Origin of the sequence: Actinophytocola glycyrrhizae (genome assembly GCF_042653545.1) — a bacterium.
GTDB classification, from domain to species: domain Bacteria; phylum Actinomycetota; class Actinomycetes; order Mycobacteriales; family Pseudonocardiaceae; genus Actinophytocola; species Actinophytocola glycyrrhizae.
This window is the reverse complement of sequence record NZ_JBHSIS010000035.1, coordinates 25,463-38,461: the sequence shown is the minus strand read 5'-3', so window position 1 is coordinate 38,461 and position 12,999 is coordinate 25,463. Positions and strand designations below refer to the sequence as shown.

Here is a 12,999-nt window from a genome sequence, read left to right as displayed (position 1 = left end):
TCGCCCAGTCCGTGTCATAACCCCACACTAGACTTACAAGGCGAATTTCCGGCGCAGGACACTAGCATCCGGGCATGGACGTGGACAGGGCTGGGGAGGACGACCTCGTCATCGACTTCTCGCCGCCCTTGGTCGCGGTGCTGCTGGCCGCGGAGCGCTCGAAGGGCGGTCCCCTCACGGAGGAGGAGGTCCTCGACATCCGTGACGGGGCGACCTGCATCCGCTTGCCGAGGTCGCTGGCCGAGGCGACGGCGGAACGGCGCGGCTATCCCGACCTCGACCCGGAACGGTGCTGGGAGCAGTGGCGGGCCGTGCGGACCCAGTTCACCGACTGACCGTCTCAGCCGACAAGCGACGAGCCGGCGAGTGACGGAAGCTCCCTGGCGGGGAAACCGCGCCTGTAGGCCGTGGCGGTCGTCGGCGTTGGTTCGCTCATCGCCATTCCGGAAAGGGGCGTGCCATCGACGAGCTGGGTCACCGTTGCTTCGAGTTCGTCGACGAACCGTGTCGCGTCCTCGGCTGGACCGGTCACCGGTGTCCCGACGAAAGCCGTGCACCGCAATGGGGCCGGTAGCACGGCGCCCTTCGGCAGCACTCGCCCGCAGCCGTGCAGGTAGACCGGCACGATCGGCACCGACGGCCTGCGGCGCGCCAGGTGGCAAATCCCCTTCTTGAACCGTTGCAACCGTTCCGGCTCGCCGCGCGATCCCTCCGGAAAGAGGATCAGGATCTCGCCGCGTCCAGTGCCGCCACGCAGCCGACCAGCGGATCGCCACCGTCGCCGAGGCAGTGCCGGTCGAACGGCAGGATGCCGAGGCAGCGACGGCTGAACCAGGACAGCACGCGGTTACGCAGGAAGTAGTCGGCGGCGGCCACCGGGCGGACCTTGCCGACGACACCGCTGGGGAACAGCGAGATCAGTGCCACCGCGTCGACATGGCTGTTGTGGTTGGCCACGATGATCGCCGGGCCGTGGCGTGCCGGATGGCCGACAAGGTCGATGGGGATGTGCGGGCCGCTCGTTCAGCGCGCCTTGCTTCCCTGATGCTTCTCGACTGCCGTGACCGCGTGCGGCTGCAGACGGAGATCGTGCCAGTTGACCCAGCAGTCCGACTGCTCGGTGGCGATCTCAGCGCCACAGCTACCGCAGACCAGGTTCGGACCGTCGAGCCCGTCGAGTCGGCAGCAGCCGTTGAGTCGGCGCGGATCCGGATGGCGGCGCAGATCCAGGACATCGTCCGGATGGACGAGGATGGTCGCCCGAGGCCCGGCCGACACCAGAACCCGAGGGTCGTCGGGCAATGGCTCGAACGGCGGCCCGAACGGCTCGGCGTCCAGTGCGAATGTGCCTTTCCGCACGCGCGGCTCAGCCTCCGCCTGCTCGTCGTGGACTGCCGCATCTTCAGGGAACGCGACCTCGGATAGGTCGGCGGTCTTCACCGCCCCGCAACTACCGCAGACGAACATCGTCATCGCTCCAGGATCGCAGACCGGACGACGCCACGTCGTCCCGTTTCCGCCTCGGGTGAGCGCTTCCCTCCCTGCGATCTCAGTGATCTGACTGCCGACACCACCGCGTCCCAGCGGCTGGTCGAGCGCGCTCTACCGCCGAAGAGTGCACGGTGTTCAGCGGCGCCGTGGTCGAGACCGCCGACTGAGATTCAAGGTGAACACTCCACCCCGCAACGTCCTGTCATGCCGTTGATCGTGTGATGGGCAGCATGCCGATGCCCGGCCGTCCGCTGAACGGGTGCCGAGACGTCGAGGGCCGGAGGCGCAGCGCACCATGTCGACCACAGGTGGCCGTAGCGGTGGCCCGCGCCAGCAACTCGGGTCGCATGTGTTCGGTGTCCTCCGCGGATGTCGTCGTCGGTGGTCATGGCGGCCACTTTGGTGCCGTTGTTACGACAATGGTGTCAATATATGAAAGAGAAACCAGGAGGCCGGTCGCGCACCGTGATAACGCTGGACAGTCGTGTCGGCCACGGTCACCTTTCGGGCGAAAGATCGAGCTTGCGACTCTGTGCGTATGTTAGTTTCGAGACATGCATCTGGCTCCTCACGAGCGCGATAAACTGATGATTTATGTCGCGGCGAAACTGGCCGAGGAACGGTTGGCGCGCGGCGTGTTGTTGAACTATCCGGAAGCGGTCGCGCTGATCACGCAGCACATCCTGGAGGGTGCGCGGGACGGGCGGTCCGTCGCGACGTTGATGCAGACCGCGCGCGGTGTGCTCCGTACCGGCCAGGTGATGGACGGGGTGGCGGACATGGTGCACGAGGTCCATGTCGAGGCCACTTTCCCCGACGGGACGAAGTTGGTTGTCGCGGAGAGCCCGATCCACATGCCCGGACTACCCGCCCCATGCGGCAGGACCTAGCACCCGTCGAAAATATCACTGGCATTTCGCTTGCGCTTGTTCCGAGGGAAACGAGGAGTCGTCCAAGAATGAAACCAGGAGAGATCCGGCCGGGAACTGGCGACATTCCGCTCAATCCTGACGCTGACCTGATATCGGTCAGGGTGGACAACACGGGAGATCGACCGGTCCAGGTCGGCTCGCACTACCACTTCGCTGCCGTCAACTCGGCACTGGAGTTCGACCGGGAAGCGGCCTGGGGATATCGGCTGAACATTCCCGCGGGAACGGCGAAGCGGTTCGAGCCGCGCCGGTACGGACCGACGGAACTGGTGCGGATGGGTGGGGACCGGGACGTTCCCGGCCTGCGTCCGGAGTACGCGGGTGACCTGGACAACCGCTCCCACGAGCCGATCCCGCATCAGTACGGCGTGAAAGGCGAGGGGCCCGTTCAGTGAGCAGCCCGAAGCCGGTGTCCATCCCGCGCGACACCTACATCGACCTGTTCGGCCCGACCACCGGAGACCAGATCCGGCTGGCCGACACCGACCTGTTCATCGAGGTCACCGAGGATCTCAGCCAGGGGGCGGCCGGATCGGGGAACGAGGTCGTCTTCGGGGGCGGCAAGGTGATCCGCGAGTCGATGGGTCTGTCGAACCACACCCGTGCCGATGGCAACACGGCCGATGTGGTGATCACCGGTGCCGTCATCCTGGACTACTGGGGTGTGGTGAAAGCCGACATCGGGATCCGGGACGGCAGAATCGCCGGGATCGGCACGGCCGGCAACCCGGCCATCGACCCGGCGGTCGGCCCGGGCCTGGTGATCGGACCGTCCACGGAGGTCATCGCCGGCAACGGCAAGATCGTCACCGCGGGCGGGGTCGACTGCCATGTGCACTTCATCTGCCCGCAGTCGGCCGAGACGGCGCTCGCGTCCGGACTGACGACGTTGATCGGCGGCGGCGCCGGACCAGGGGAAGGCAGCAAGGCCACCACGGTCACCGCGGGCAGGTGGAACCTCCACCGGATGATGCAGTCGTTCGACACCATGCCGGTCAATGTCCTGTTCCTGGGCAACGGTTGCTCCACCAACCCGGACGCGCTGCGCGAGCAGATCGACGCCGGTGCCGGTGGCCTGAAGATCCACGAGGACTGGGGCGCGACGCCGGCCGCGCTGGACTCGGCGTTGCGGGTCGCCGAGGAGACCGGGATTCAGGTCGCGCTGCACGCTGACACGCTGAACGAGGCGGGCTTCTACGAGTCGACCCGGGACGCGATCAACGGCAGATCCATCGCGGTGTTCCACGCGGAGGGAGCGGGCGGCGGACACGCCCCGGACATCATCAAGGTGGCCGGCCTGCCGAACGTGCTGCCGTCCTCGACCAACCCGACCCGCCCGCACACGGTCAACACCAAAGACGAACACCTGGACATGGTCATCGTCTGCCACCACCTGAACAAGGCGCTGGACGAGGACATGGCGTTCGCGGCGAGCCGGATCCGGGAAGGCACGATCGCCGCTGAGGACGTGTTGCAGGACATGGGCGCCATCTCCATCATGAGCTCGGACGCGCAGGCGATGGGCCGCATCGGCGAGGTCGTGTCCCGCACCTGGCAGACCGCGCACGTGATGAAGGCCAAGCGGCCGGATCGGGAGAACGCCGGCAAGGCGGACAACCTCCGCGCCCGCCGGTACGTCGCGAAATACACGATCAACCCGGCGATCGCGCACGGCATCAACAGGCACGTCGGCTCGGTCGAGGTGAACAAGATGGCCGATCTGGTGTTGTGGGACCCGAAGTTCTTCGGTGTGCGGCCACACATCGTGCTCAAGGGCGGGTTCGCCGCCTGGGCCGGAATGGGCGACGCGAACGCGGCGATCCCGACCCCGCAGCCCTACATCGGGCGACCCATGTTCGGGTCACAGCCACGCAGCGCGGCGGCCAGCAGCGCGTTCTTCGTCGCGCCCGACGCCGACACGCCCGCCTTGCGAACCACCCTGCAGGAACTGGGGGTCACCACCGACCTCGTGGCGATCGAACGGACGCGGGACGTCACCAAGAAGCAGATGGAGATGAACACGGCGACCCCGACGATCGAGGTCGACGCGGACACCTTCCAGGTCACCATTGACGGCGAACGTGTCACCGAGGACCCGGTCAGGACGGTCCCGATGGCCCAACGGTACTACCTGTTCTGATGACAGGATTCCACAGTGGACTCGCGGTGCTCGCCCTCGCCGACGCCCGGTTCCCCAACGGAGGCCACGTGCATTCGGGTGGTGTGGAAGAGGCAGCGGCCAGCGGACTGGTCAGCGATGTCGGTCAGCTGCGGGAGTTCCTGTTCGGCCGCCTGCGGTCGGCGGGCGCGGTCGCCGCGGTGTTCGCCGCCGCTGCCGCGCACGCCGCCGCTGCCGGGCACCGCGCGGACTGGCTGGCACTGGACGGCGAACTCGACGCCCGCACCCCGTCACCGGCGCAACGCGAGGCGTCGCGCGCGCAGGGACGGGGCCTGATCCGCGCAGGCAGGGCAGCGTGGCAGGCACCGGCATTGACCGACCTGCTGGCCGCGACCGGACGACCGCATCACCCGATCGTCCTCGGCGTGCTGACCGCCGCATCAGGCGCGGGGGTGTGGGAGGCGGCGCTGGTGGCCGGCTACCAGTCGGTCAGCGGACCCTCGTCGGCGGCGGTCCGGTTGCTCGGCCTCGATCCGTTCGCGGTCAACGCGGTCCTGGTCGAGCTGACCGCCGACCTCGACGACATCGCCGACGCCGCAGCGGCGACCGCCCACCTCCCGCCCTCGGATCTGCCCGCGCCTGGCTCCCCCGCGCTCGACCTGCTCGCCGAAGCACACGATCGCCATCACCGAGAAGAGGTGCGTCTCTTTGCTTCCTGACAACCCCACACCGCACAACGGAAACGGCCACGATCACGGCCATGGTCACGGCCATCGGCATCCGGTGAACTTCGACCCCACCGCGACCGAACCGGACCCCTACACGCAGGCGGAAGTGCACGGTCGGCCGTTCCGGCTCGGCATCGGCGGACCGGTCGGCAGCGGCAAGACCGCGCTCACCGCCGCGCTGTGCCGGGCGCTTGGCGGCACGGTGAACCTGGCGGTCGTCACCAACGACATCTACACCACAGAGGACGCCGACTTCCTCCGCGCCGCCGGCGTCCTGGACCCGGACCGGATCGAGGCGGTGCAGACAGGCGCCTGCCCGCACACCGCGATCCGCGACGACATCACCGCCAACCTGGACGCCGTGGACCGGCTCGAGGAACGCCACCCCGGGTTGGAACTGGTGATCGTGGAGAGCGGCGGGGACAACCTGACCGCGGTGTTCAGCCGAGGGCTGGCCGACCGGCAGATCTTCGTCGTCGACGTGGCGGGCGGGGACAAGGTGCCGCGCAAGGGCGGTCCGGGTGTCACCACCGCCGACCTTCTGGTGATCAACAAGGTGGACCTGGCCGACCAGGTCGGCGCCGACATGACCGTGATGGTCTCCGACGCGCATCGGGTGCGCGGCGACCGGCCTGTGATCACCCAGTCACTGACCCACACCCCGAACGCCCCGAATGTCGCCGGCTGGGTAAGGGAGCAGCTCGCGATCCCACTGGGCGTCTGAGCAGTGCGGTCGATCGCGATCGTAGGTGTCGAGCGGTCCCCGGACGGGCGCACTGCCGTCCGGGAGCTGCGTTCCGAGTCACCGACACGGTTGATCCCGCGCCCGTCGGCGGTGCCGAGCAGGGACGGAAGCGTCACCGTGCGGTTGGTCGCCTCGGCGGCCGGGCCGCTCGGTGGTGACCAGCTGGACCTTCGAGTGCGGGTGGGCGCCGGCGCACATCTTCGGCTGATCGGCACGGGTGCCACGCTGGCGTTACCCGGCCCGAGAGGGGAACGCAGCCGTTCGGCCGTGCACATCGAGGTCGAACCGGACGGGATCCTCGACTATCTGCCGGACGAGACGATCGTCTGCGCCGGCGCCGACCACCACACCGAACTACGCGCCGACATCGCCACCGGCAGCCGACTGCGGTGCCGGGAGATGCTGGTCCTGGGCCGGCACGCCGAGGACCCCGGCCGGCTCACCACCGCGACCCACGTCGTCCTGTCCGACTCACCGCTGTTGCGCCAAAGCCTCGACCTCACCGACCGCAGACTGCTGGCCAGCCCCAGCTACCTCGCCGGCGCGAAGGTCCTGGCCACCGAACTGCTCGTCGGCAACAAGGACCCGGTGACCCCATCGACCGGACCGTGGTGGTCACTCACCCCGCTCGCAGGCAACGGCGCCCTGGCCACCGCCCTGGCCGACGACCCGGCCACCGCCACCGACCGCCTCGCCGACGCAACCTGTGCAGTTGCTCGCTGAGTCCCGGATGGTGATCCACCAGTGGCGGCTGCGGAAGGTGCGTGACCTGCTCGAACGCTTCAGCTGGTCTGCTCGGTCAGTGCCACGATGATGCCCTCGGGGCCGCGGAGGTAGCACATCAGCCAGCCGTCGAGCCGCGTCAGCTCACCGATCAGTTCGGCGCCATGGGTCCGCAGACGCGCAAGCGTGTCCTCGATGTCGTCCACGGCGAACATGAGACGGCGGACACCCAACGCGTTCGCCGGGCCGCTCGGCCCGGTGCTGATCGCCGAAGGGTTGCGGAACCTGGACAGCTCCAGCTTGTTGTGGCCGTCCGGGGTCCGGACCATTGCCACGTCCACTCGGACATCGTCGAGACCGATGACGCTGTCCACCCAGCGACCCTCGACTTGCCCCTTGCCCTCCAACTCCATACCGAGTTCGAGGAAGAACGCCACAGCAGCCTCGAGGTCTTCGACAACCACGCCGACGTTGTCCATCCGCAGAAGGCTCATGCCCGCAGCCTAGGGAGTCCGGATGGTTCCAGGCCTGGCGACTCACCGGCGAAGCCCGGCGTGTGTGCGCTCAGCTCCGCGCGAGGCGGTCAGGCCGGGCTTGAGCCTGCCCTGCGCGGTCCACCGGTTGGCGGTGCCGCCCGGTGCTCGGCACGAGGAACGTGAGGTGCCATGGGATGGTCGTGGCACAAGTCGTTGGTCGCTTCGGCGGGGATCGCGGTGGGCGTCGTAGTCGGCGCGCCCGGCGCGGCCCAAGCCGAGAGCGTGTCCTACACGTGTGACTTCGTGAGCCCGGTGTTCCCGGGCCTGCAAGGCCCGTTCGCCTTCGCCCACGGCTGTGAGGGCCCTGTCGGCAGCCACCAGAACGGCAGGTTCACCGATGCCCCGCCCGGAGCCGCACGCTTCTGCTCGTGGGTGAACGCAACGCAGATCGCCGGGCGAGAAGGACTCGACGTGACCGGGCGCTACTGCCTGTGAGATCGCGTTCGCTGTCGCCATGGCACTGACCCAACTCGCCCCCGGGGTGACGGATCATGCTCGCCGTCGTGCCGGTCGTTGCTGACGTCCGCACCGCGGTCACCCACGCCCTGCGAACGTACGCGCGACCTCTTTCCTGCACTGCGCAGAGCACCTGCGCCGCGCCCTGCGGTGCTGGGCAACAGGGGAATTCGCCAGGCGGACGTTGGCCGGATACGTCACGGCTACGACACGTCCGGGCAGCCGGGTGCTTCTTCGTAAGCGACGTCTTTGTGCTGGAGCAGGGTGAACTGGTAGCACGTGTGTGTTCTCGGCTCGACTATGGAGTCGGGTACTGACACGAGCACTCGGGTGATTTCGGCGTCGTGGCGGAGCTCAACGAACACCGCGCCTGGTTGCTGTAGAACGGTCTCGGTGATCTCCTGGTCGGACATCGAGAACGTGAGTCGCTCGGCGAGGGCTCCGGCGTTCGCCTCTGTTGCCAGGATGGGCTCGGCGGCGGGGCGGTCCTCGGGAAACATCAAGCGCGGCAACGTCAACGCCCCGATCACGACGAGCATGGCACCGACCAGCAGAACACCTATCGTCACGCGTAGCGCGATGGGTAAGCCGTCCTGCTTCGCGTCGTCTGTCACGGTCAGGTGCCTCCGATCTCGGTGAAATGACTCGCGGCTGGGCACGCATAGCGGTGCTGCTGAATACGCTCACCAAAAGACAGACAGCAGGTGATAAGGGTTCAGTATGCTCGTCGAATGGGCGAACGGCAGGAAAGACCGGCGGTTCTGGAACTTCGTGACGTTGTCATCGAGCAGCTCTCGGTAGGCCCGGGAGACAACAACTGCTATCTGCTGCGGTGCCGTGCGACGGACGAGCAGCTGATGATCGACGCCGCGAGTGAGCCGGAGCGACTGCTGGAGATGTGCGGTGGCCGGCTCGACTCGGTGGTGACCACGCACCAGCACTGGGACCACTGGCAGAACGCGCTCCCCCAGGTGGTGGCGGCGACCGGGGCACGCACCCATGCGGGCGAGCCCGACATACCGGGCATCACCGTGCCGACGGACGTGCCGCTCCACGACGGCGATGTCGTCTCCTGCGGGGAGATCGACCTGACGGTGATCCGGTTGACGGGTCACACTCCCGGCAGTGTCGCTCTGCTGTACGACGACCCGGGCGGACACCCCCACCTGTTCACCGGTGACTCGCTCTTCCCAGGCGGTCCAGGGCGGACAACAAAACCTGAGAACTTCACCAGCCTGATGAACGACCTGGAGTCGCGCGTCTTCGGCAAACTGCCTGATGACACATGGTTCTACCCCGGTCACGGCGATGACTCCACGCTCGGCGAGGAGCGCCCGAAGCTCGACGAATGGCGGGCCCGCGGGTGGTGAGCCCGCACGACCCGGCCAATCGGCGCGTGAGTGTCCGAGATCTGCTGACAGCGAATCTGGTCACCGCAGGAGACCGACTGCGGTTCATTCGACCCAGGTCTGGGGAAGAACACGTCGCTACAGTGTCGTCAGCCGGCGCCATCGTTCTACCGGATGGCAGTGAATACGACACGCCGTCAGACGCAGCCAGGGCCGTAGCCAACATCCAGGTGAATGGCTGGATCGTGTGGCGAACTGACTCAAATCGCACACTGGCCTCCCTTCGGAATGAACTACGGGACGTCGAAGCAGGCGTCACCGAATTGACCACGGCATCAGAGTTTCTACAGGAGACCAAAGGTCAGGTACGAGCAGGCGACACGGTCTCGATCACAGTTCGCGAATTGCTACGCCACTGGAATGCACACACTCGCGGAACCCGCATAACTCGTCGAATCGAAAAAGACCTGACGAGTCATGATCTGACCACATTTCCACATTTCCGCGACGTCACTCTCGACACGACGGTGCGATTTTTCGCACTAGACGAAGAACAGCCACCGAAGTCGTCGGACGAACAAGTACTCAAGATGCACACGGCATCCACTCCCGAGCCGGACGACGGCGACCCACCGCAGATCGGACTCAAGGTCGGTAACCTGCTGTCAGCGCTGAACGGCGTGGTCTTCGTGCCGCCGGAAGGCTCCGTCGAACAGGCGATCACCCAGATGCAGATCGACGACTTCTCCCAACTGGCCGTGATGGCAGCCAACAAGCGCAAGTTGATCGGGGCGGTGACCTGGAAGTCGATCGCCATAGCGAGGCACAATAGCGCCGACGCCACATTGCAGGATTGCCTGATCGACGCACCAGAGATCCCCTATGACCAAGAACTGGTAGATGTACTGGGCGTCCTGCAAAGCGTCGGATTCGTCTTTGTTCGCAACGAACGCAACGAAATCAATGGGATCGTGACCGCCGCAGACCTGGCGCACGCATACGGCGACATGGCGACGCCGTTCTTCTTGATCGGCGAACTGGACCAACTGCTCAGGCACATCGTAAGCAAGCACATCGACCTCGCAGATGTGGTCAAGCTGTGCGACGCGTCAGGGTCTCGCGAGATCAAGTCCTTCGACCAGTTGACGATGGGCGACTACGAGCGCGCCCTGCAAAACCCAGACGCGTGGGCACAGATCGGCACCAAGCTGGACCGCGTTTCGTTCTGCCAAAGGTTGGGAATGATCCGTGAGGTCCGCAATGACATCATGCACTTCAACCCCGAAGACATCCCCGCGAACACTGTTGACATGCTTCGCAATTTCCTGCGCATGATCCGGCTGAACGTACCGGGCTGCTAGATAGAGCCACGGCGCAACCACTTCACGTTGTATTCCCTACGGGACCGCGTGCCAGCCGGGCCAAGGACGAGCACCAAGCCGACCGCGGACGCAAGCCAGCCGGTGAGCGGCTTGTTCGCAGTACGCTTCATCTGCGGAGGCGATCTGGACAGCCATGCAGGCCATGCGGAACTCCCGGATGTCCCGCAATAGCCTGAATCCGCTCCATTCGGTCACGTCGTGACCGTAGATCTCGCAGAACTGGCCGTATTGCTCTGCGGTGATCCATGCGAACGAGCTGTGCTTGATTGCCGTATGGGTCAGGTCCCATTCCGGCGGCCCAATCGCAGCACGTTCGAGATCCAGGAATACGGTTCGGTCGTCAGATGTGGACACGACGTTCCCCACCCATGCATCACCGTGCACGACGCAGTGCGCTAACCCGGCGGGAATGCGCGCATAACGTTCTTGAAGTTCCTCAAGATGCGCCCGCATCCACGCGCGATCCTCGTCAGACAGGGCAGTTGCGCTACGGATACGTTCCTCGAGCCGCACGAAGGGCGCGATCGGCGGGAGGTCGAATGCGGCTGGCCGAGGGACGGCGTGCAGACGCCTTAGCGCCCGAGCGACCTGAGATGGTGTGCCGGGCTCGTGTGGTGGTAACTCGCGCCAGAAGGTCACGGGGCGGTCCTCGACATCGACAGGTTGATCGACGTCGGGGACCACCTGAACAGCCGGTACGCCAACCGACTCCAGCCATCGTGCGACGTTGACCTCCTTGACTGCCGAGGCGAACTGGCCTCGGCGTCCAACACGGATCACGACTTGGCCCGGCAGTCGGTAGATCGCGTTCTCACCCAACCGGATCAGCTCAGCCTGACGAGAGTCAAGCCCGACCATTTGGCAGGCAACCTGCATCGCGTGACGAGATTCGACATCCGCAGCACTCGTGCTTGTCATGCGTTTGCCACTCGCTCGCCAATCGCGTGGCACAGCGCCGCCACCTCGTCAATTCGATCATGGGGTGCTGCGAGAGAGCGCAGTTGGCGCAGGTCGTCGGCAGCTCGCCGGGATCGGATCTTGCCCGCCGAGGTGAGTGCGCGCTGTCCGATGGCCCCCGCCTCGTCGGGGTCGCCGGCCGCCATCGTCAGCGAAGCGAGCTTGATTCCAGAGATGGCCCGTGATCGGGCGTAAGCGTCGGTGTGGCCAGCCACGGCCTGCGCAAGACGTTCGGTCGCTTCCGAGACGAACTTGCCGGTCATTGCGATGTCCCACAGAGCGTGGCCCGTGTCGCCGCGGTGTTGGGCGGTGTCGTAGTACCGCATCCAATCCGGGTCATTCGCCGGCTCGGCGTGGCTGAACTCCTCGTCCGCCATTCCGATGGTCGTGAGGGTTTCCTGTGTTCTCCGGAGCTTGGCCAGAGCGCGAGCACGGGCGGACAGCAGCATCGCCCGCTCGGTCGGCGTGAGGCGATCGGCGCGCACCATCGCCAACTCCACCAACGTCAGGCCATCATCCGGATCGCCACACCAAATCGCTTGCCGCGCCATCGACGACAGGATCTTTGCGCGAAGATGCCAATCGGTAGCTTCTTCCGCACAGGCGAGCGCGAACTGGAACATGCTCCGGGCGTCATCGTGCGCGTAGGCGTCGAATGCCATGAATCCGGCGGTGTGTCCGAGGTAGCCGACCGCACTATAGAGGTCGTTGCGATGACGCTCGGCGCATCGCGCATTCAGTAGCTGCGCGGAGTATCGCAGCTGTGCCGCGACGGCCTCTCGAACCAGTCCGCCGCCGTAGGTGTGGTCCCACGTGCCGAATACCAGGGCTGTCTGGCGAATCCCCTGGATCTCTGTCGGGCCGACAAACGAGGGCACAGGCACCGGCTCGTGTGTCTTGAGCAGGTCGACGAGAGGGCGCGCCGCGGCCCCGACGGTCACACCGAGTGCTGCGCGCAGGAAGTCCTTTCGATCCACGTTCGCGACGGTAGCGAGCGAGCGTGTCGGGCGTCGGAAACCGAGATCGGTGTCCGTCCGCGCTCCCAACACGGCGCGTAGCGCCGCGCGGTAGTCATCCTGCGGCCACTTGACGAGGCCACGCTCCAGCTTGCCGACGTAGTTCGCGTCCAGCACGACGACACGGCGCCGCTCGGTGTTGTCGTAGATCCAGGCGTTGACCTGCTCAGCAAGCTCAGCACGAGACATCGGTTGTCCCGGCGAGCGAGGTGACTCCGTGCGCTCGCGAGCACTCCGCAGAAGCTTGTTCGGTTCGACCACGATTGACTCCCTCAGCGGTCCATCCCTGGCATCGTCGCACACTGAGTAGTCGAGCCGGTTACCTCTCGCATCCCGGCAAACTTCCCTCAATCTTCCCCTTGACAACCCCGCTACCGGCCATTCCGCGGATCCTGCCCGGTAGCGCAGGGTTGATGCATGGTCACCGTCGCAGGAAGCCCAGCCGTCCTCGTGTTCGCGCAGCACGGCGTTCCGTGCGGGATGTGCGGGCTTCCGGCCCACCACATCGAGGTGTATCCGAACGGTGTTCGCACCGATCACATGGACCCGCGAAAGCGACCATGCG

17 protein-coding genes are annotated in these 12,999 nt (G+C 66.2%); 10 read left to right on the top strand and 7 right to left on the bottom strand.

The annotated features are described in order from the left end of the window. The first annotated feature begins 74 nt into the window (after positions 1-74). The gene (locus tag ACFPCV_RS38830; RefSeq protein ID WP_378062591.1) at positions 75-335 is read left to right on the top strand and encodes a hypothetical protein; all 261 of its coding nucleotides are present in this window, start codon (positions 75-77) and stop codon (positions 333-335) included. A gap of 5 nt (positions 336-340) precedes the next feature. Here ACFPCV_RS38830 and ACFPCV_RS38825 read toward each other — a convergent pair whose 3' ends face one another. The 3 genes from ACFPCV_RS38825 to ACFPCV_RS38815 are packed head-to-tail and all read right to left on the bottom strand — an operon-like array spanning position 341 to position 1,473. Then, complete coding sequence (locus ACFPCV_RS38825) at positions 341-685, bottom strand: lysophospholipid acyltransferase family protein (protein ID WP_378062590.1); 345 nt, start codon at positions 683-685, stop codon at positions 341-343. Between the two features lie 38 nt (positions 686-723). Next, complete coding sequence (locus ACFPCV_RS38820; RefSeq protein ID WP_378062596.1) at positions 724-1,002, bottom strand: 1-acyl-sn-glycerol-3-phosphate acyltransferase; 279 nt, start codon at positions 1,000-1,002, stop codon at positions 724-726. 21 nt (positions 1,003-1,023) lie between these two features. Then, the gene (locus ACFPCV_RS38815) at positions 1,024-1,473 is read right to left on the bottom strand and encodes a hypothetical protein (RefSeq protein ID WP_378062589.1); all 450 of its coding nucleotides are present in this window, start codon (positions 1,471-1,473) and stop codon (positions 1,024-1,026) included. Positions 1,474-2,045: 572 nt separating this feature from the next. Between ACFPCV_RS38815 and ureA the strand changes: the two genes are divergently transcribed. The 6 genes from ureA to ACFPCV_RS38785 all read left to right on the top strand — a co-directional run bounded on the left by ureA (position 2,046) and on the right by ACFPCV_RS38785 (position 6,738). After that, positions 2,046-2,381: an urease subunit gamma gene (gene ureA / locus ACFPCV_RS38810; RefSeq protein ID WP_378062587.1), complete on the top strand. Its 336-nt coding sequence runs from the start codon at positions 2,046-2,048 to the stop codon at positions 2,379-2,381. Between the two features lie 68 nt (positions 2,382-2,449). Then, on the top strand, positions 2,450-2,818 hold the full coding sequence (locus ACFPCV_RS38805; RefSeq protein ID WP_378062594.1) for an urease subunit beta: 369 nt from the start codon (positions 2,450-2,452) through the stop codon (positions 2,816-2,818). Then, positions 2,815-4,563: an urease subunit alpha gene (locus tag ACFPCV_RS38800; protein ID WP_378062586.1), complete on the top strand. Its 1,749-nt coding sequence runs from the start codon at positions 2,815-2,817 to the stop codon at positions 4,561-4,563. The genes ACFPCV_RS38805 and ACFPCV_RS38800 overlap by 4 nt, the downstream gene beginning before the upstream one ends. Continuing rightward, positions 4,563-5,261 (top strand): urease accessory protein UreF, encoded by a 699-nt coding sequence (locus ACFPCV_RS38795; protein ID WP_378062584.1) that lies wholly within the window; start codon positions 4,563-4,565, stop codon positions 5,259-5,261. The genes ACFPCV_RS38800 and ACFPCV_RS38795 overlap by 1 nt, the downstream gene beginning before the upstream one ends. 64 nt (positions 5,262-5,325) lie before the next feature. Then, positions 5,326-5,994, top strand: coding sequence for an urease accessory protein UreG (ureG, locus tag ACFPCV_RS38790; protein WP_378062582.1), 669 nt, complete (start codon positions 5,326-5,328; stop codon positions 5,992-5,994). Positions 5,995-6,132: 138 nt separating this feature from the next. Continuing rightward, positions 6,133-6,738 (top strand): urease accessory protein UreD, encoded by a 606-nt coding sequence (locus tag ACFPCV_RS38785; RefSeq protein WP_378062580.1) that lies wholly within the window; start codon positions 6,133-6,135, stop codon positions 6,736-6,738. A 59-nt stretch (positions 6,739-6,797) separates the two neighbouring features. On the opposite strand, the gene ACFPCV_RS38780 is transcribed toward ACFPCV_RS38785, so the two are convergent. After that, positions 6,798-7,232 (bottom strand): VOC family protein, encoded by a 435-nt coding sequence (locus tag ACFPCV_RS38780; RefSeq protein WP_378062578.1) that lies wholly within the window; start codon positions 7,230-7,232, stop codon positions 6,798-6,800. Positions 7,233-7,403: 171 nt separating this feature from the next. Here ACFPCV_RS38780 and ACFPCV_RS38775 point away from each other — a divergent pair, with 171 nt between their 5' ends. Further along, entirely contained in the window at positions 7,404-7,709 is a 306-nt protein-coding gene (locus ACFPCV_RS38775; protein WP_378062576.1) for a hypothetical protein, read from the top strand. A 224-nt stretch (positions 7,710-7,933) separates the two neighbouring features. Here the strand turns inward: ACFPCV_RS38775 and ACFPCV_RS38770 are convergent, their stop codons facing one another. Continuing rightward, entirely contained in the window at positions 7,934-8,344 is a 411-nt protein-coding gene (locus tag ACFPCV_RS38770; RefSeq protein ID WP_378062574.1) for a hypothetical protein, read from the bottom strand. Between the two features lie 117 nt (positions 8,345-8,461). Here ACFPCV_RS38770 and ACFPCV_RS38765 point away from each other — a divergent pair, with 117 nt between their 5' ends. Both ACFPCV_RS38765 and ACFPCV_RS38760 read left to right on the top strand, forming a co-directional pair. Further along, positions 8,462-9,100, top strand: a complete 639-nt coding sequence (locus ACFPCV_RS38765; RefSeq protein WP_378062572.1) for an MBL fold metallo-hydrolase — start codon at positions 8,462-8,464, stop codon at positions 9,098-9,100. Further along, complete coding sequence (locus ACFPCV_RS38760; protein WP_378062571.1) at positions 9,079-10,440, top strand: restriction system modified-DNA reader domain-containing protein; 1,362 nt, start codon at positions 9,079-9,081, stop codon at positions 10,438-10,440. Before ACFPCV_RS38765 ends, ACFPCV_RS38760 begins: the two co-directional genes overlap by 22 nt. 36 nt (positions 10,441-10,476) lie before the next feature. Here ACFPCV_RS38760 and ACFPCV_RS38755 read toward each other — a convergent pair whose 3' ends face one another. Both ACFPCV_RS38755 and ACFPCV_RS38750 read right to left on the bottom strand, forming a co-directional pair. After that, positions 10,477-11,379 carry a phosphotransferase family protein gene (locus tag ACFPCV_RS38755; RefSeq protein ID WP_378062569.1) on the bottom strand — a complete coding sequence of 301 codons (903 nt, stop codon included), beginning with the start codon at positions 11,377-11,379 and terminating at the stop codon, positions 10,477-10,479. Beyond that, the gene (locus ACFPCV_RS38750; protein ID WP_378062567.1) at positions 11,376-12,695 is read right to left on the bottom strand and encodes an XRE family transcriptional regulator; all 1,320 of its coding nucleotides are present in this window, start codon (positions 12,693-12,695) and stop codon (positions 11,376-11,378) included. The genes ACFPCV_RS38755 and ACFPCV_RS38750 overlap by 4 nt, the downstream gene beginning before the upstream one ends. Positions 12,696-12,999: the final 304 nt, after the last annotated feature.

Excerpts from the sequence above, each read along its gene's own strand:
- ACFPCV_RS38760 (WP_378062571.1), top strand. The coding sequence starts at position 9,079 with ATGGCGGGCCCGCGGGTGGTGAGCCCGCACGACCCGGCCAATCGGCGC.
- ACFPCV_RS38765 (WP_378062572.1), top strand. The coding sequence starts at position 8,462 with ATGGGCGAACGGCAGGAAAGACCGGCGGTTCTGGAACTTCGTGACGTT.
- ACFPCV_RS38795 (WP_378062584.1), top strand. The coding sequence starts at position 4,563 with ATGACAGGATTCCACAGTGGACTCGCGGTGCTCGCCCTCGCCGACGCC.
- ACFPCV_RS38775 (WP_378062576.1), top strand. The coding sequence starts at position 7,404 with ATGGGATGGTCGTGGCACAAGTCGTTGGTCGCTTCGGCGGGGATCGCG.
- ACFPCV_RS38780 (WP_378062578.1), bottom strand. The coding sequence starts at position 7,232 with ATGAGCCTTCTGCGGATGGACAACGTCGGCGTGGTTGTCGAAGACCTC.
- ureA (WP_378062587.1), top strand. The coding sequence starts at position 2,046 with ATGCATCTGGCTCCTCACGAGCGCGATAAACTGATGATTTATGTCGCG.
- ACFPCV_RS38805 (WP_378062594.1), top strand. The coding sequence starts at position 2,450 with ATGAAACCAGGAGAGATCCGGCCGGGAACTGGCGACATTCCGCTCAAT.
- ACFPCV_RS38815 (WP_378062589.1), bottom strand. The coding sequence starts at position 1,473 with ATGACGATGTTCGTCTGCGGTAGTTGCGGGGCGGTGAAGACCGCCGAC.
- ACFPCV_RS38755 (WP_378062569.1), bottom strand. The coding sequence starts at position 11,379 with ATGACAAGCACGAGTGCTGCGGATGTCGAATCTCGTCACGCGATGCAG.
- ACFPCV_RS38830 (WP_378062591.1), top strand. The coding sequence starts at position 75 with ATGGACGTGGACAGGGCTGGGGAGGACGACCTCGTCATCGACTTCTCG.